The following is a 16625-nucleotide window of genomic DNA, read 5'->3' as shown; positions in this document are numbered from 1 at the left end:
AGTTCAGGACACACACGGGAGAGTGTACAGTCACCGCTTGTCGTACTTATTCATAAAAGTGCGAAAAGGAGGCGACTTTTTTTATGGCAAATCAGGTAATGAGAATTACACTTAAAGCTTATGATCATCAGCTTGTTGATGCATCAGCTAAGAAGATTATCGAGACAGTCAAGAAGAACGGTTCTCAGGTAAGTGGACCAGTACCTCTTCCTACTAAAAAGGAAGTTGTTACAATTCTTAGAGCGGTTCACAAGTATAAGGATTCTAGAGAGCAGTTCGAGCAGAGAACACACAAGAGACTTATCGATATCATCACACCTACATCAAAGACAGTTGAGGCTCTTCAGAGACTCGAGATGCCAGCAGGTGTAAATATCAATATCAAGATGAAATAATTCATCATGATAATAAAGTAACATAGTTTAAGACCTCTACTAGTATGATGCGAGACGCATGATGCCGTGATAACTGGAGAATTGTCTAAACGTTGCAGACAATTGAAGCGACATTGCGAATGAAGTAAGCATCCGCTGTAGACGTAATAAGGAGGTAAAATCATGAAGAAGGCTATTTTAGCTACTAAGGTCGGAATGACCCAGATCTTCAAGGAAGATGGATCACTGGTTCCTGTAACTGTTCTTCAGGCAGGACCATGCGTAGTAACACAGATTAAGACAGTTGAGAATGATGGTTACAGCGCTGTTCAGGTTGGATTTGTTGACAAGAAGGAAAAGACTGTTAACAAGGACAAGAGCGGAAGCAAGACAATCTATCACCGTCATGGAGCTACAAAGGCTGAGCAGGGACATTTCAAGAAGGCTGGAGTTTCTTGCAAGAGATATGTAAGAGAGTTCAAGTTCGAGAATGCTGCTGAGTATGCACTTGGTGCAGAGATTAAGGCTGATATCTTCGCAGAAGGCGATAAGATTGATGCAACAGCTGTTTCTAAGGGAAAAGGATTCCAGGGTGCTATTAAGAAGAATGGTCAGCACAGAGGACCTATGGCACACGGTTCTAAGTTCCACCGTCATCAGGGTTCTAATGGTTCAAGTTCAGATCCTAGCCGCGTATTCAAGGGTAAGGGAATGCCTGGTCACATGGGTAGTGTAAAGGTAACAGTTCAGAATCTTGAGGTTGTTAGAGTAGATGCTGACAAGAATCTTATTCTTGTTAAGGGCGCTATTCCAGGACCTAAGAAGGGACTTGTTGCAATCAAGGAAACCGTTAAGGTTATCGGCTAATAGAACGCGAAAGGAGGACCATACAGATGGCTAATGTATCTGTTTACAATATGGAAGGCAAAGAAGTTGGCAAGATCGATTTAAACGATGCTATCTTCGGAGTTGAAGTAAATGAACATCTCGTACACATGGCTGTTCTTCAGCAGCTCGCTGATAAGCGCCAGGGTACACAGAAAGCAAAGACACGCTCTGAAGTTTCAGGAGGCGGAAGAAAGCCTTGGAGACAGAAGGGAACTGGTCACGCAAGACAGGGTTCTATCAGAGCTCCTCAGTGGAAGGGTGGCGGAGTTGTATTCGCTCCAGTTCCAAGAGATTACTCTTTCAAGATGAATAAGAAGGAGAAGAGAGCTGCTCTTAAGTCTGCTCTTACAGACAAGGTTCAGAATGACAACCTTATCGTTGTTGATGAGCTTAAGTTCGACGAGATCAAGACTAAGAAGTTTGCTGAGGTTATGAACAACCTTAAGGCAACACGTAAGGCTCTTGTAGTACTTGCTGATAATGATAAGAACGTAGTTCTTTCTGCAAGAAACCTTGCTGAGGCAAATACAACACTTACAAATACACTTAATGTATATGATATCGTAAACGCAAGAACACTCGTCCTTACAAAGGATGCAGTAGCAAAGATTGAGGAGGTGTATTGCTAATGGCAGCATTACAGTATTATGACGTAATCCTTAAGCCAGTTCTTACAGAGAAGAGCATGGCTGGCATGAGCGAGAAGAAGTACACTTTCCTTGTTAATCCTGAAGCTAATAAGACACAGATCAAGGAAGCTGTAGAGAAGATGTTTGACGGAGCAAAGGTTGCTAAGGTAAACACAATCAATGCTAACGGCAAGATGAAGAGACGTGGCATGACAATCGGCTTCACAGCTAAGACTAAGAAGGCAATTGTTCAGCTTACTGAAGATAGCAAGGATATCGAGATCTTCCAGGGACTCTAATTTATAACTAATAACTATACGTACGAATCCAATTCGAGTCCGGGATTCAAATGAGTAATCATTAGTTACGTGATAAACAAAAAGGAGAATAATCATGGGAATTAAGAAATACGGCCCATATACCCCATCCAGAAGAAACATGACTGGATCTGATTTCTCAGAGATTACAAAGTCAACTCCAGAGAAGTCACTCGTTGTTTCAAAGAACAGCAAGGCTGGTCGTAACAACCAGGGTAAGATCACTGTTAGACATCGTGGATGCGGCGGCAGAGTTAAGTACAGAATCATTGATTTCAAGAGAAATAAAGATGATATGGCAGCAAAGGTTCTTGGTATCGAGTACGATCCAAACAGATCTGCTAACATCGCTCTTATTCAGTACGAGGATGGCACAAAGGCTTACATCCTTGCACCTAACGGATTAACAGATGGTATGACAGTTATGAACGGAGCTAACGCAGAAGTTCGTGTAGGTAACTGCCTTCCACTTTCTGAGATTCCTGTCGGTGAAAATGTACACAACATTGAGCTTTATCCTGGAAAGGGCGGACAGATGGTTCGTTCAGCAGGAAATGCTGCACAGCTCATGGCTAAAGAAGGTAAGTACGCAACACTTCGTCTTCCTTCAGGCGAAATGAGAATGGTTCCAATCGAGTGCAGAGCTACAATCGGTGTTGTAGGTAATGGTGATCACAACCTTATCAACTATGGTAAAGCCGGAAGAATTCGTCACATGGGTATCCGCCCAACAGTTCGTGGTTCTGTTATGAACCCTAACGACCATCCACACGGTGGTGGTGAAGGTAGAGCTCCTATCGGACGTTCTGGTCCTAGCACACCTTGGGGTAAGCCAGCTCTTGGTTATAAGACACGTAAGGCTAAGAAGGCTTCAAACAAGCTCATCGTAAGAAGAAGAAACGGTAAAGCCATCAAATAAGGAGGAATAAAATGTCTAGATCACTTAAAAAGGGACCTTTTGCAGACGCAAGCCTGCTTAAGAAGATAGATGCTATGAACGCAGAGGGCCAGAAGCAGATTATTAAGACATGGTCACGTCGTTCTACAATTTTCCCGTCTTTTGTTGGACACACAATTGCTGTTCATGACGGAAGAAAGCATATTCCTGTATATGTTACTGAAGATATGGTTGGACACAAGCTTGGTGAGTTTGTTCCTACAAGAACATTCAGAGGACATGCTGGAAATTCTCCCGCAGAGAGAAAGAGCAGCGTAAACTAATTATTTGTTCGATGAAAGGAGGAAGATTCCATGGAAATGGAGATCAAGCATAGATCAAAAATCAAGAGAGATAGAAATCGCGAGAATAAAGAAACAAGACCTTTTGCTAAGTTATCTTACGCAAGAATACCAGTTCAGAAGGCTTGCTTTGTTATGGATGCTATCAGAGGAAAGGATGTTGAGACTGCACTTGCAATCCTTGCATACAATCCTAGATATGCTTCAAGCGTAATCTACAAGCTTCTTAACAGCGCTGTAGCTAACGCAGAGAACAACAAGGGTATGAACAGAGCAAATCTCTATATTGCTGAGTGTACAGCTTCTAACGGCCCTATCATGAAGAGAATTCAGCCTAGAGCACAGGGTAGAGCTTACAGAATCAATAAGAGAATGAGCCATCTTACTGTTATTTTGGATGAGAGATAATTGAAAGGAGAACCTAGAAATGGGACAGAAAGTTAATCCTCATGGCCTCAGAGTTGGTGTTATCGCTGACTGGGACTCAAAGTGGTATGCTGAGTCAGGCGATTTCGCTAATAATCTGGTAGAAGATTACAATATCAGAAAATTTCTGAAGAAGAAGTTATACGCAGCTGGTGTTTCTAAGATCGAGATCGAAAGAGCATCAGACAGAGTTAAGGTTATCGTTTATACAGCTAAGCCTGGTGTAGTAATTGGTAAGGGCGGCGCTGAGATCGAGGTAACTAAGAAGGAGCTTTCAAAGCTCACAGACAAGAAAGTTCTTGTTGACATCAAAGAGATCAAGAAGCCTGATAAGGATGCACAGCTTGTTGCAGAGAACATTGCTCAGCAGCTTGAGAACCGTGTATCATTCAGAAGAGCTATGAAGTCATGCATGAGCAGAACAATGAAGACAGATGCACTTGGTATCAAGGCATGCTGCTCTGGCCGTCTCGGCGGTGCTGATATCGCTCGTTCAGAGTTCTACAGTGAGGGTACTATTCCTCTTCAGACACTTAGAGCAGATATCGACTATGGTTTTGCTGAAGCAGATACAACCTACGGTAAGGTTGGTGTAAAGGTATGGATCTACAAGGGTGAAGTACTTCCAACTAAAGCAGGTGAGAGTTCAGATAAGGAAGGGAGCGATAAATAATGTTAATGCCAAAGAGAGTTAAGCACCGCAAGCAGTTCCGCGGTTCAATGGCTCATAAAATTACTCGTGGTACTACAATCACTTACGGTGAGTTCGGTATTGTTGCGCTTGAGCCTTGCTGGATTAATTCAAACCAGATTGAGGCAGCCCGTGTAGCTATGACACGTTTCATCAAGCGTGGTGGTCAGGTTTGGATCAAGATCTTCCCTGACAAGCCTATCACTTTAAAGCCTCTTGGAACTCGTATGGGATCCGGTAAGGGCGCAGTTGATAGATGGGTAGCTGTTGTTAAGCCTGGTCGCGTAATGTTCGAAATCGGTGGAGTTGCCGAGGCCGATGCAAGAGAAGCTCTTCGTCTTGCGACACACAAGCTTCCTTGCAAGTGCAAGATCGTTTCAAAGGCTGATTTGGAAGGCGGTGTATCTAAATGAAAACTAATAAGTATGTAGAGGAGCTACTGGCTAAGTCTGCTGAGGAGCTTCAGGTTGAGCTTGTTTCAGCTAAGAAGGAACTCTTCAACTTAAAGTTCCAGAACGCTACAAACCAGTTGGATAATACAGCAAGAATTAAAGAAGTTAGAAGAAATATTGCAAGAATCCAGACTGTAATCACACAGAACGCTAAGGCAGCTAACTAAGCTTGCCAGCTTATTCTAAAAGGAGAGATTGATCGTGGAAAGAAATTTAAGAAAAACGCGTGTTGGAAAAGTAACAAGCGATAAGATGGACAAGACCATCACAGTTTCCATTGAAGACCATGTTAAGCACCCACTTTACAAGAAGATCGTAAAGAGAACATATAAGCTTAAGGCTCATGATGAGAACAATGAGTGCCGTATTGGTGACACAGTTAAGGTCATGGAGACAAAGCCAATCTCTAAAGATAAGAGATGGAGACTTGTATCCATTATTGAACGTGCAAAGTAATACAAAAAAAGGAGAAATATCATGATTCAGCAGGAAAGTAGACTTAAGGTCGCTGATAACACAGGTGCTAAAGAGCTTCTTACAATCCGTGTTATGGGCGGATCTACAAGAAGATATGCGAGAATCGGCGACACAATAGTTGCTTCTGTTAAAGAAGCAACACCCGGTGGAGTTGTAAAGAAGGGTGATGTTGTAAAGGCTGTTGTCGTTCGTACTGTAAAAGAGACACGTCGTAAAGACGGTTCCTACATCAGATTTGATGAGAACGCTGCTGTTGTTATCAATGAAGATGGAACGCCTAAGGGAACACGTATTTTTGGACCAGTAGCTAGAGAGCTTCGTGAGAAGAAATTCATGAAGATCCTTTCTCTTGCTCCTGAGGTATTATAAGGAGGCGCCCAGATGGCAACAAGTAAGATTAAGAAAGGCGATATGGTTCGCGTTATCGCTGGAAATGAAAAGGACAGAGAGGGCAAGGTTCTTTCTGTTGATACAAAGAATGGAAAAGTTGTTATTGAAGGTGTGAAGATGGTAACAAAGCACGAGAAGCCTTCAGCAAAGAATCCTAATGGCGGAAGAGTTAAGACTGAGGCCGCTATTGACATCTCAAACGTTGTGTATCTTCATAACGGACAGCCTACTAAGATCGGCTTCAAAGTTGAGAAGGATGATAATGGTAAGGTTGTAAAGAAGAACCGCATCGCTAAAAAGACTGGCGAGGTTATCGACTAATTTAAGGAAGGAGGTATATAACGTTGAGTAGATATAAGGATTTATATAAGAACGAGATCGTTGATGCAATGACAAAGAAGTTCGGTTACAAGAACGTAATGGAAGTTCCAAAGCTCGACAAGATCGTAATCAACATGGCAGTAGGAGAGGCTAAGGAGAATGCTAAGCTTCTTGAGAACGCTGCAAATGATATGGCTATCATTTCTGGCCAGAAGCCTGTTTATACAAAGGCTAAGAAGTCTATCGCTAACTTCAAATTGAGAGAGGGTATGCCTATCGGATGTAAGGTAACACTTCGTGGCGACAAGATGTACGATTTCCTTGATCGTCTCGTAAACCTTGCACTTCCTCGTGTACGTGACTTCAGAGGAATCAACCCTAACTCATTCGACGGAAGAGGTAACTATGCACTTGGTATCAAGGAGCAGCTTATCTTCCCAGAAATCGAGTACGATAAGATCGACAAGACAAGAGGTATGGATATCATTTTCACAACAACAGCTAAGACAGACGAGGAAGCTCGTGAGCTTCTTACACTGTTCAATATGCCTTTTGCAAAGTAATAATAGGAGGGAAAAGAACACATGGCTAAATTATCCATGAAGTTGAAACAGCAGATGAAACCAAAGTTCTCTACACGTGCTTATAACCGTTGTAAGATCTGCGGTCGTCCTCATGCTTATCTTAGAAAGTACGGAATCTGCAGAATTTGCTTCCGTGAGCTTGCATATAAGGGCGAGATTCCAGGTGTACGTAAGGCATCTTGGTAAACAGCGAGAACCTAGTGAGGTTTTTTCGAACTTGGTTCGAGCGTTGTTCTGTCGAAGGCGAAGCCTGAGAGCAGAACTTCCTTGTGACCTGGGATGGAGGTCACATAATACAAAAGAAACTTTTATTCTTCGTATATTTCAAGAATGAGTAACACAAAAGCGCGCATTGCGGCTTCGTGTCTCTGCTCAATTCGGGGAGTAGTAAGGCGAAGCAAAAATAATTAAGGAGGCAATTTTAAAATGGCAATGAACGATCCTATTGCAGATATGCTTACAAGAATTCGTAACGCAAACACTGCAAAGCATGACACTGTTGATGTTCCTTCTTCAAAGATGAAGCTTGCAATTGCAAACATTCTTCTTGATGAGGGCTATATTAAGAAGTTAGATGTTGTTGAAGATGGTGCTTTCAAGAATCTTCACATCACACTTAAGTATGGTGCTGACAGAAACGACAAGGTTATCACAGGTCTTAAGAGAATCTCAAAACCTGGTCTTCGTGTATACGCAGGCAAGGATGAGCTTCCTAGAGTATTAGGCGGACTTGGTATTGCAATTATTTCAACAAACCAGGGCGTTGTAACTGATAAAAAGGCAAGAGAGCTCCAGGTTGGTGGCGAAGTTCTTGCATTCATTTGGTAAATTGGAGGTACGGGCATGTCACGAATTGGAAAAATGCCAATCGCAGTTCCTGCTGGAGTTACAGTAGAAGTTGCAGAAAATAATAAGGTGACTGTTAAGGGACCTAAGGGAACCCTTACAAGAGTTTTCCCAGCTGAGATTTCTTTCTCACAGGAAGACGGTCAGATCGAAGTTAAGAGACCTGACGATCAGAAGAAGAACAAGGCTTTACACGGCCTTTCAAGATCACTTCTTAATAACATGGTTGTTGGTGTAACAGACGGTTATGAGAAGAAGCTTGAGGTAAACGGTGTAGGTTATAGAGCTGCTAAAAACGGCAAGACACTCTCTCTGACACTTGGTTATTCTCATCCAGTTGAGCTCGTTGATCCTGAGGGAATCGAGACAGTTGTTGATGGACAGACAATCATTGTTAAGGGAATTGACAAAGAGGCAGTTGGACAGCACGCAGCTATCATCAGAGAAAAGAGAGCTCCAGAGCCATATAAGGGCAAGGGCATCAAGTACGCTGATGAGGTTATCAAGCGTAAAGTTGGTAAGACTGGTAAGAAATAATTAAGAAGGAGAGTGCAAAATGGTTAGTAAGGAATCAAGACAAAAAGTACGTGTTAAGAAGCACATGAAGATTCGTAATCGTTTCAGCGGTACAGCTGAAAGACCACGTCTCGCAGTATTTAGAAGTAATAACCACGTTTACGCACAGGTTATTGATGATGTTGCCGGCAAGACACTTGTATCTGCTTCAACTCTTGAAAAAGATATCAAGGCTGAGCTTAAGAATACAGACGACATCGAGGCAGCAACAAAGATTGGTGAAGTTGTAGCTAAGAGAGCTCTTGAAAAGGGCATCAAGGAAGTTGTATTCGACAGAGGCGGTTATATCTATCACGGTAAGGTTCAGGCACTTGCCGATGCTGCCAGAGAAGCTGGTCTAGAATTCTAAGAAGGGAGAACACACAAAATGAAGCGTAATATCGTAGATGCAAGTCAGCTTGAATTGACAGATAAAGTTGTAACCATCAAGCGTGTTACAAAGGTTGTTAAGGGTGGACGTAACATGAAGTTCACAGCACTCGTAGTAGTTGGTGATAACAACGGACACGTTGGTGTTGGTCTGGGTAAGTCTACAGAAATCCCAGATGCTATCCGTAAGGGTAAGGAAGATGCTACTAAGAACCTTATTACTGTTCCTCTTGACGAGAACAACAGTATTACACACGATTTCGTAGGTAAGTTCGGCTCAGCTGAAGTTTTACTTAAGAGATCTCCAGAAGGTACTGGTATCATCGCTGGTGGTCCAGCTCGTTCCGTATGTGAGCTTGCAGGAATCAGAAATATCAGAACAAAGTCACTTGGTTCAAACAACAAGCAGAACGTTGTTTATGCAACAATCAATGGCCTTGCTCAGTTAAAGACACCTGAAGAAGTTGCAGCAAAGCGCGGTAAGTCTGTAGCAGAAGTAACCGCTTAATAGGAGGAAAAATCAATGGCAAGCGAGAAGAAACTTAAGATCACATTGGTTAAGTCCACAATTGGAGCTGTACCTAAGCAGGTAGCAACAGTAAAATCAATGGGATTTAAAAAGCTTAACAGTTCTGTTGAACTTCCAGATAACTCAGCAACAAGAGGACAGATTCAGCAGATCAGACACCTTGTAAAGGTAGAAGAGATCTAATCTCAAAAAAGATAACAAAAAATTGTATCCGGGGCTGCACTAAATGTACGCGAGTGGTGTATAATAGAGTAATGTGTTACACAAGACTTTATTCTATACTGCGTAAAGCGGCATAAGCTCCGGCATTATTAAGGAGGAATATCATGGAATTATCAAACTTAAGACCTGCTGAAGGTTCTAGACAGAGCGATAATTTTAGAAGAGGCCGTGGTCATGGTTCAGGAAACGGCAAGACTGCAGGTAAGGGTCACAAGGGTCAGAAGGCTCGTTCAGGAGCTCCAAGACCAGGTTTCGAAGGTGGCCAGATGCCTCTTTTCAGAAGACTTCCTAAGAGAGGCTTCAAGAACATCAACCACAAGAATATCGTAGGTATCAACCTTGGTGTTCTTGAGCAGTTCGATAACGGTGCAGTTGTTGATATCCAGGCCCTCAAGGATAACGGAATCATCAAGAAAGAGCTTGACGGAGTAAAGATTCTTGGAAACGGAGAATTTACTAAGAAGCTTACGGTTAAGGCAAATGCGTTCAGCGCATCAGCAAAAGAAAAAATCGAGGCACTTGGTGGAACAGCAGAGGTGATCTAATGTTAAAGTCCCTAATGAATGCATTAAAAGTCAAGGATCTCAGAAACAAGATTTTATTTACCATCGCAATGCTTGGTGTAATCAGACTTGGTTCATCTATTCCAGTACCTGGTATGAACACAAGCTTGTTCACAGAATGGTATCGTAATCTTACAAATTCTGACACCTTTGGCTTCATGGATCGATTTACTGGTGGATCATTTGAGAACATGTCTATACTTGCTCTTAATATTACACCGTACATCACTTCATCCATCATCATCCAGCTTTTGACAATTGCTATTCCTAAGTTTGAGGAGTGGCAGAAGGACGGAGAGGATGGAAGAAAGAAGCTTACAGCACTTACAAGATATGTAACTGTTGGTTTAGCTCTTATCGAATCCATTGCGATGGCAGTCGGATTCTACAAGAACAGTGGCTTCCTTACACACAAGTCAATTTTCCTTGTAGTTCAGATTGTTGCAGCGCTCACAGCTGGTAGTGCATTCCTGATGTGGATTGGCGAAAGAATCACAGATAATGGGGTTGGAAACGGTATTTCAATTGTCTTGACTATAAACATTCTTTCTAGAATGCCTTCAGACATAAGTGACCTTTTCGATCAGTTTGTGAAGGGTAAGTCTATAGCAGGGGGAGTTGTATCAGCAGTATTTATTTTAGCTGTAATTATTGCAATGGTTGTATTAGTTGTACTTCTTAACGGAGCAGAGAGAAGAATCCCTGTTCAGTATGCTAAGAAGATACAGGGTAGGAAGACTTATGGTGGTAACCACTCAGAGATTCCTCTCAAGGTTAATACAGCAGGCGTTATGCCAATCATTTTTGCTATGTCTTTATTCCAGTTCCCAATCATTATTAGCTCACTCACAGGAGTTGCTAATAAGGGTGGAGTTTGGAGTGAATTCCTGGCATACCTGAATCAGGGTAACTGGTTCAATCCTAATCATTGGAACTACTCCATTGGTTTGGTAGTATACATTTTATTACTGATCTTCTTTGCGTATTTCTATACGTCAATTACCTTCAATCCAACAGAGATTGCAGAGAATATGAAGAAGCAGGGCGGATTTATTCCTGGTATCAGACCTGGAAGACCAACTAGTGATTATCTTACAAACATTTTGAATTACATCATTTTCATTGGTGCATGCGGACTTATTATTGTTGGTGTGCTTCCAATCTTCTTCAATGGTATGTTTGGAGCTAACGTTTCATTCGGTGGCACCAGCCTTATCATCGTAGTAAGTGTAATTCTTGAGACAATCAAGCAGGTTGAATCACAGATGCTTGTACGTAATTACAAAGGTTTCTTGGAAGATTAAGATAAAATTAAAGAGGTCCCAGAGCTTGCAAATGTAGGCTCTGAGCCTCTTATTCTAATTTAAGACATATCATGCTATTATTAGTGTTGAATATATAAAGTTATAATTTTCAGTTTTACAAAATAAATGGGGAAGGCAGAATTAAGGTATGAAAATTATTATGTTGGGTGCACCTGGTGCAGGTAAAGGAACTCAGGCTCAGATGATAGCTGAGAAGTATAATATCCCTCATATTTCAACAGGTGATATTTTTAGAGCAAACATCAAGAATGGAACAGAGCTTGGTAAGAAAGCTAAAGAGTTTATGGACAAAGGTCAGCTGGTTCCAGATGAGCTTACAGTAGAGCTCCTTCTTGATAGAGTAGCTAAGGATGATTGTGCTAATGGATACGTTCTTGATGGATTCCCACGTACAATCCCTCAGGCTAATGTTCTTGACAGCGAGCTTACTAAGCTTGGCGACAAGGTTGACTTTGCAGTTAACGTAGATGTTCCAGATGAGAACATTGTTCGCAGAATGTCAGGAAGACGCGCTTGCCTTAAGTGCGGCGCAACTTATCACATCGAGCATATTCCACCTAAGACAGAGGGCGTATGCGACAAGTGCGGAAGCGAGCTTGTTCAGAGAGATGATGATAAGCCAGAGACTGTTCAGAACAGACTTTCAGTTTATCACGAGCAGACTCAGCCACTTATCGAGTACTACGATAAGAAGAATATATTAAAAACTGTAGACGGTACAAAGGACATGCAGGAAGTATTTAGCGATATCGTTAACATACTGAATGCATAAGACCTGGTGTTGATAAATGAATGTAACTATCAAAACAGATGAAGAACTTGATCTTATGCGACAGTCGGGACATCTTTTAGCTAAGGTCCATGAAGAATTGCAGAAGGCGGTTAAACCCGGTATCTCAACCCTTGAACTGGACAAGATTGGCGAAGAGGCGATTCTTGCTCTTGGCGGAATACCTAACTGTAAGAATTATGAAGGATTCCCAGCCTCTGTGTGCATATCTGTGAACGATGAAGTAGTTCATGGTATTCCAAGTGCCGATAGAATCCTGCAGGAAGGTGACATAGTTACCTTTGATACAGGACTCATATATAAAGGTTTTCATTCAGATGCAGCCAGAACCTGGGGAGTTGGTAAGATCTCTGACGAAGCTCAGAAGCTTATCGATGTTACCAAGCAAAGCTTTTTTGAAGGAATCAAGATGGCTAAGGCAGGCAACAGACTCCACCAGATATCCAGAGCTATAGATAATTACGTAACACCTTATGGTTACGGAATTGTCAGAGAGCTTACTGGACATGGTATTGGAAAGAGCCTTCACGAGGATCCGATAGTTCCAAATTACAAGAAGTTTTTTGGAGGTATCAAGCTTAAGAAGGGAATGACAATATGTGTTGAACCCATGATCACCATGGGACAGCGATATGTTGGCTGGCTTGATGATGAATGGACAGTGGTAACTGTAGATGGTTCGCTTGCTGCCCATTATGAAAATACAATTGCCATTACTGATGGCGAACCAGAGATATTAACGTTGGTTTAACTAATTAGCTAAGGAGGAATAAGATGTCAAAGGCTGATGTTATTGAAATTGAAGGAAAGGTTATTGAGAAACTTCCAAATACAATGTTCCAGGTAGAGCTTGAGAACGGACACGTTGTTCTTGCTCATATCAGTGGTAAGCTTCGTCAGAACTTCATTAGAATCTTACCTGGTGACAAGGTTACACTTGAGCTTTCACCATATGACCTTACAAAGGGAAGAATCATCTGGAGAGATAAGTAATTAACAGAACATTAAAGGGCAGAGAGTTAAACTCTTTGCCCTTTTATCTTTTGCCTACAAATGCAGCAAGTATAATAATTCCCGGTTTATATTCATCCAACGGATATTCTATCAATCTCTTTTAACTCTTCTAAAGTGAAGGCGGTGTTCTCAATGGCCTTGATGTTATCCAGAATCTGAGAAGCCTTTGATGCTCCAACAAGAACAGATGTAACATAGCCATCCTTAAGAATCCAGGCAAGAGCCATTTCTGCGAGAGTCTGACCGCGCTTCTTGGCAATCTCGTTTAGAGCTTTGATTCTATCAAGCTTATCACTTGTAAGTCTGTCCTCTTTCAGGAAACGACCGTCGGTGCGGATTCGGCTGTCCTCAGGAATTCCATTTAAGTATCTTTCGGATAATAAGCCCTGTTCCAGAGGTGAGAAGCAGATAATTCCCTTATTTAGCTCTTTTGCCTTCTCCTTAAGACCGTTCTTCTCAATGGTACGATCAAAGATGTTGTAACGATTCTGGTTGATGATAAATGGAACATGGAGCTCATCAAGAATAGCAGTGGCCTTCTCAAGAGTAGCGCCATCGTAATTGGAAAGACCAGCGTAAAGAGCTTTGCCGCTTCGAACAATCTGAGCAAGAGCTTCCATGGTCTCTTCCAGCGGAGTTTCAGGATCCATCCTGTGATGGTAAAAGATATCCACATACTCAAGTCCAAGGCGTTTTAGAGACTGATCAAGACTTGCGATAAGATACTTTCTGCTTCCCCAGTTACCGTAAGGGCCAGGCCACATATCATAACCTGCTTTAGTTGAGATGATAAGCTCATCTCTGTAATCCCCAAGGTCTGAACTTAAGATCTTTCCAAAGTTGGTCTCTGCGCTACCTGGTGCAGGACCGTAGTTGTTGGCAAGATCGAAATGAGTGATACCGTTATCAAAGGCAGTGAAGATCAGGTCCTTCATATTGTCTTCTGAAGCATTGTCACCAAAATTGTGCCAAAGACCAAAGGATACAGCAGGAAGAAGGAGACCGCTCTTTCCACATCTGTTATATTTCATGGTTTCATATCTAGTAGATGATGGTGTGTACATAATACCTCCTAAAATGCAAAATTTACCCTAATATAGAGCTTAATCCATTAGAAAAACACAAGTCAATATATATAAAAAAACATGGTCAAAAATAGTAGAAATTTTGGGTTTATTTGTGTGAAACTTATGTTATACTATCCAAGGAAAAAATATTGTTCATATTCTTGTTGGAGGGAAAAATGGGAGAGAAAAAGCAGGCTATTTATGATGCTTCCACACTAGGGAAGCCCAAGATGCTGATTTTAGGTCTTCAGCACATGTTCGCTATGTTCGGAGCGACAATCTTAGTTCCAATTCTTGTTAGTAAAAACTTTAATGGACAAGGCATTTCAGTCCAGGTAACTCTTTTCTTCGCCGGCATCGGCACTCTTTTATTTCATTTGATTTCCAAAGGTAAAGTTCCAGCGTTTTTAGGTTCATCATTCGCATTTTTAGGTGGTTTTGCTACTGTTGCAGGTCTTAGTGCAGGTAAGTACGCCAACATGGACTATGGTGAGAAGTTCCAGTACGCATGCGGTGGTATCGTTGTTGCTGGTCTCATGTACCTGATCCTTGCAGTATTCATCAAACTTGTGGGAGTTAAAAGAGTTATGCGCTTCCTTCCACCAGTAGTTACAGGACCTATCATCATGTGTATCGGTCTTTCACTGGCACCAAGTGCTATTGATAACATCAAGGTTAATGTTCCTCTTGCACTTATAGCTCTTTTAGTTGTAGTTGTTGCCAATATCTGGGGTAAAGGCATGATCAAGATCATTCCTATCCTTCTTGGTGTTGTTATTTCCTACATCGTTGCACTTGGAATGCAGTTTGCAGGAATGACTAATGCAGATGGATCAGCAATCATCGACTTCGCACCTATTGCTGCAGCAAGCTGGGTTGGAGTACCTAAGTTTGTCTTCGCTAAATTCGATATCACAGCAATCCTTGTAATGGCACCTATCGCCCTTGCAACAATGATGGAGCATGTTGGTGATATTTCAGCTATCTCAGCTACTACACAGAACAATTTCATCGAAGATCCAGGTCTTCACAGAACACTCTTTGGTGATGGTCTTGCAACAGCAGTAGCCGGAATGTTCGGCGGCCCTGCAAACACAACATACGGCGAGAATACAGGCGTTCTTGAGCTTTCTAAGGTTTATGATCCAAAGGTTGTAAGAATCGCAGCAGTTTACGCCATCGTTATCAGCTTTGTTCCTAAGCTCACAGACATCATCGGAACAATGCCAACAGCTATCATCGGCGGAATCAGCTTCATCCTTTATGGTATGATCTCTGCAATCGGTGTTAGAAACGTAGTTGAGAACAAGGTAGACTTCACAAAGTCAAGAAACCTCATCATCGCTGCTATGATTCTTGTTTCAGGACTTGGTATTCCTGATGGAATCTCAATCACAATCGGTTCAACAGTTATTCACCTTACATCTCTTGCAATCGCAGCTATTATCGGTATCTTACTTAATGCGATACTTCCAGGTAATGACTATGACTTCGGTGTTAACCATAAGGGCGACATCAACCGTGGTGTAAGCTTTAACAACATCGAAGAGGAGTGATATAGCTCTTTTTACAGACAGATACAGCCTTGGCAGTGCATAGCTGCCAGGGCTTTTCTATTTGTTAAAAGAGCTATTTCCTTATTGCTTTTCTTGACCAAATTTCACCAAACAAAAATATATGAAAAAACATAAATTATTTCAAAAAATGGCTTGATTATTGATTTTCATTGTGTTATGATATCAAATGGTCTTTTTAGAAGAGGGGATATTATGCCCTTCTTTAGGCATTATTCTGTTTACCATGCAGGAAAGGAGAAACAATGAAAGTTAGGTCTTCTGTTAAGCCTATGTGCGAAAAGTGCAAGGTTATCAAGAGAAAGGGCGTTATCAGAGTAATCTGTGACAATCCTAAGCACAAACAGAGACAGGGATAATTCGAGCCGTTTTCGGATTACTTTTTGATACCAATGTGTATTGGAAAGATCGGATTATACTTTGTCCGATTGGGTCGCAACAATGAATTTGACCCCAATCAAACAAGTAACAGCTTTGGCAACATTAAGCCGGAGCAAGAGGAGTAAAGCTTCTCAGTAATTATTATCATTATTTGTAAATGGAGGAATTAAAATGGCTCGTATTGCAGGTGTAGATTTACCTAGAGATAAGCGAGTAGAGATCGGTTTGACATATATCTACGGTATCGGTAGAACAAGCTCAAACAAGATTCTTGAAGCAGCAAAAGTAAATCCGGACACACGTGTTCGTGATCTTACAGACGAAGAAGTAAAGAGAATTGCCGAGATCATCGGTAACGACTACGATGTAGAGGGTGACCTTAGAAGAGAAGTTGCTATGAACATCAAGAGACTCACTGAGATCGGATGTTTCAGAGGCGTTCGTCACAGAAGAGGACTTCCTTGCCGTGGTCAGAGAACTAAAACAAATGCAAGAACAAGAAAAGGACCAAAGAGAACAATCGCTAATAAGAAGAAATAATTCTTTCCAAAGGCTATTGGACCATTTGAACTTGTGCATGG

General features: G+C 41.7%; 29 protein-coding genes. 28 read left to right on the top strand and 1 reads right to left on the bottom strand.

The annotated features are described in order from the left end of the window. Window positions 1–83: 83 nt before the first annotated feature. The 25 genes from rpsJ (at window position 84) to infA (ending at window position 13001) form a co-directional block, all read left to right on the top strand. The gene (gene rpsJ / locus T541_RS0109630; RefSeq protein ID WP_013279995.1) at window positions 84–395 is read left to right on the top strand and encodes a 30S ribosomal protein S10; all 312 of its coding nucleotides are present in this window, start codon (window positions 84–86) and stop codon (window positions 393–395) included. A gap of 162 nt (window positions 396–557) precedes the next feature. Next, the gene (gene rplC, locus T541_RS0109625; RefSeq protein WP_026652532.1) at window positions 558–1241 is read left to right on the top strand and encodes a 50S ribosomal protein L3; all 684 of its coding nucleotides are present in this window, start codon (window positions 558–560) and stop codon (window positions 1239–1241) included. A gap of 26 nt (window positions 1242–1267) precedes the next feature. After that, window positions 1268–1891, top strand: a complete 624-nt coding sequence (gene rplD, locus T541_RS0109620; RefSeq protein WP_026652531.1) for a 50S ribosomal protein L4 — start codon at window positions 1268–1270, stop codon at window positions 1889–1891. After that, window positions 1891–2190, top strand: a complete 300-nt coding sequence (gene rplW / locus T541_RS0109615; protein ID WP_026652530.1) for a 50S ribosomal protein L23 — start codon at window positions 1891–1893, stop codon at window positions 2188–2190. Before rplD ends, rplW begins: the two co-directional genes overlap by 1 nt. Before the next feature lie 94 nt (window positions 2191–2284). Beyond that, entirely contained in the window at window positions 2285–3127 is an 843-nt protein-coding gene (rplB, locus tag T541_RS0109610; RefSeq protein ID WP_026652529.1) for a 50S ribosomal protein L2, read from the top strand. 11 nt (window positions 3128–3138) lie between these two features. Then, a complete protein-coding gene (rpsS, locus tag T541_RS0109605; protein WP_026652528.1) occupies window positions 3139–3429 on the top strand; it encodes a 30S ribosomal protein S19 in 291 nt (96 codons plus the stop codon). A gap of 30 nt (window positions 3430–3459) precedes the next feature. Next, window positions 3460–3855, top strand: a complete 396-nt coding sequence (gene rplV / locus T541_RS0109600) for a 50S ribosomal protein L22 (protein WP_420314804.1) — start codon at window positions 3460–3462, stop codon at window positions 3853–3855. A 19-nt stretch (window positions 3856–3874) separates the two neighbouring features. Further along, entirely contained in the window at window positions 3875–4546 is a 672-nt protein-coding gene (rpsC, locus tag T541_RS0109595) for a 30S ribosomal protein S3 (RefSeq protein WP_022772933.1), read from the top strand. Next, a complete protein-coding gene (rplP, locus tag T541_RS0109590) occupies window positions 4546–4977 on the top strand; it encodes a 50S ribosomal protein L16 (RefSeq protein ID WP_026652525.1) in 432 nt (143 codons plus the stop codon). The genes rpsC and rplP overlap by 1 nt, the downstream gene beginning before the upstream one ends. Beyond that, window positions 4974–5183 (top strand): 50S ribosomal protein L29, encoded by a 210-nt coding sequence (gene rpmC / locus T541_RS0109585; protein WP_026652524.1) that lies wholly within the window; start codon window positions 4974–4976, stop codon window positions 5181–5183. The genes rplP and rpmC overlap by 4 nt, the downstream gene beginning before the upstream one ends. 34 nt (window positions 5184–5217) lie before the next feature. Beyond that, the gene (gene rpsQ, locus T541_RS0109580; RefSeq protein WP_013280005.1) at window positions 5218–5472 is read left to right on the top strand and encodes a 30S ribosomal protein S17; all 255 of its coding nucleotides are present in this window, start codon (window positions 5218–5220) and stop codon (window positions 5470–5472) included. Between the two features lie 21 nt (window positions 5473–5493). Then, window positions 5494–5862, top strand: coding sequence for a 50S ribosomal protein L14 (gene rplN / locus T541_RS0109575; RefSeq protein ID WP_013280006.1), 369 nt, complete (start codon window positions 5494–5496; stop codon window positions 5860–5862). 12 nt (window positions 5863–5874) lie between these two features. Further along, window positions 5875–6204: a 50S ribosomal protein L24 gene (rplX, locus tag T541_RS0109570; RefSeq protein ID WP_026652523.1), complete on the top strand. Its 330-nt coding sequence runs from the start codon at window positions 5875–5877 to the stop codon at window positions 6202–6204. Between the two features lie 23 nt (window positions 6205–6227). Beyond that, window positions 6228–6767, top strand: coding sequence for a 50S ribosomal protein L5 (gene rplE / locus T541_RS0109565; protein ID WP_022772938.1), 540 nt, complete (start codon window positions 6228–6230; stop codon window positions 6765–6767). 21 nt (window positions 6768–6788) lie between these two features. After that, window positions 6789–6974 (top strand): type Z 30S ribosomal protein S14, encoded by a 186-nt coding sequence (locus T541_RS0109560; protein WP_022764364.1) that lies wholly within the window; start codon window positions 6789–6791, stop codon window positions 6972–6974. A gap of 240 nt (window positions 6975–7214) precedes the next feature. Continuing rightward, window positions 7215–7616 carry a 30S ribosomal protein S8 gene (gene rpsH / locus T541_RS0109555; RefSeq protein WP_026490024.1) on the top strand — a complete coding sequence of 134 codons (402 nt, stop codon included), beginning with the start codon at window positions 7215–7217 and terminating at the stop codon, window positions 7614–7616. A 15-nt stretch (window positions 7617–7631) separates the two neighbouring features. After that, window positions 7632–8171: a 50S ribosomal protein L6 gene (gene rplF / locus T541_RS0109550; RefSeq protein WP_026652522.1), complete on the top strand. Its 540-nt coding sequence runs from the start codon at window positions 7632–7634 to the stop codon at window positions 8169–8171. Between the two features lie 19 nt (window positions 8172–8190). Then, entirely contained in the window at window positions 8191–8559 is a 369-nt protein-coding gene (gene rplR / locus T541_RS0109545) for a 50S ribosomal protein L18 (protein WP_026652521.1), read from the top strand. An 18-nt stretch (window positions 8560–8577) separates the two neighbouring features. After that, a complete protein-coding gene (rpsE, locus tag T541_RS0109540) occupies window positions 8578–9087 on the top strand; it encodes a 30S ribosomal protein S5 (protein WP_026652520.1) in 510 nt (169 codons plus the stop codon). 15 nt (window positions 9088–9102) lie between these two features. Beyond that, window positions 9103–9291 (top strand): 50S ribosomal protein L30, encoded by a 189-nt coding sequence (gene rpmD / locus T541_RS0109535; RefSeq protein ID WP_022764368.1) that lies wholly within the window; start codon window positions 9103–9105, stop codon window positions 9289–9291. A gap of 143 nt (window positions 9292–9434) precedes the next feature. Then, a complete protein-coding gene (gene rplO, locus T541_RS0109530; protein WP_026652519.1) occupies window positions 9435–9875 on the top strand; it encodes a 50S ribosomal protein L15 in 441 nt (146 codons plus the stop codon). Beyond that, window positions 9875–11197 (top strand): preprotein translocase subunit SecY, encoded by a 1323-nt coding sequence (secY, locus tag T541_RS0109525; RefSeq protein ID WP_026652518.1) that lies wholly within the window; start codon window positions 9875–9877, stop codon window positions 11195–11197. Before rplO ends, secY begins: the two co-directional genes overlap by 1 nt. Window positions 11198–11345: 148 nt before the next feature. Further along, a complete protein-coding gene (locus T541_RS0109520) occupies window positions 11346–11990 on the top strand; it encodes an adenylate kinase (protein ID WP_026652517.1) in 645 nt (214 codons plus the stop codon). A gap of 16 nt (window positions 11991–12006) precedes the next feature. Next, window positions 12007–12759 carry a type I methionyl aminopeptidase gene (gene map, locus T541_RS0109515; RefSeq protein ID WP_026652515.1) on the top strand — a complete coding sequence of 251 codons (753 nt, stop codon included), beginning with the start codon at window positions 12007–12009 and terminating at the stop codon, window positions 12757–12759. A gap of 23 nt (window positions 12760–12782) precedes the next feature. Then, on the top strand, window positions 12783–13001 hold the full coding sequence (gene infA, locus T541_RS0109510; protein ID WP_013280019.1) for a translation initiation factor IF-1: 219 nt from the start codon (window positions 12783–12785) through the stop codon (window positions 12999–13001). A 92-nt stretch (window positions 13002–13093) separates the two neighbouring features. Here infA and T541_RS0109505 read toward each other — a convergent pair whose 3' ends face one another. Next, window positions 13094–14086, bottom strand: a complete 993-nt coding sequence (locus tag T541_RS0109505) for an aldo/keto reductase (RefSeq protein ID WP_026652514.1) — start codon at window positions 14084–14086, stop codon at window positions 13094–13096. Window positions 14087–14265: 179 nt separating this feature from the next. Between T541_RS0109505 and T541_RS0109500 the strand changes: the two genes are divergently transcribed. The 3 genes from T541_RS0109500 (at window position 14266) to rpsM (ending at window position 16584) form a co-directional block, all read left to right on the top strand. Then, a complete protein-coding gene (locus T541_RS0109500; RefSeq protein WP_026652513.1) occupies window positions 14266–15645 on the top strand; it encodes a uracil-xanthine permease family protein in 1380 nt (459 codons plus the stop codon). A gap of 263 nt (window positions 15646–15908) precedes the next feature. Next, window positions 15909–16022 carry a 50S ribosomal protein L36 gene (gene rpmJ, locus T541_RS0109495; RefSeq protein ID WP_013280022.1) on the top strand — a complete coding sequence of 38 codons (114 nt, stop codon included), beginning with the start codon at window positions 15909–15911 and terminating at the stop codon, window positions 16020–16022. Window positions 16023–16215: 193 nt separating this feature from the next. Next, the gene (gene rpsM / locus T541_RS0109490; protein ID WP_026652512.1) at window positions 16216–16584 is read left to right on the top strand and encodes a 30S ribosomal protein S13; all 369 of its coding nucleotides are present in this window, start codon (window positions 16216–16218) and stop codon (window positions 16582–16584) included. Window positions 16585–16625 lie beyond the last annotated feature (41 nt).

It is taken from the genome of Butyrivibrio proteoclasticus P6B7, from assembly GCF_000622085.1.
GTDB lineage: Bacteria > Bacillota > Clostridia > Lachnospirales > Lachnospiraceae > Butyrivibrio > Butyrivibrio proteoclasticus_A.
The sequence above is the reverse complement of the archived record's forward strand: the minus strand, read 5'-3'. Positions and strand labels throughout refer to the sequence as shown.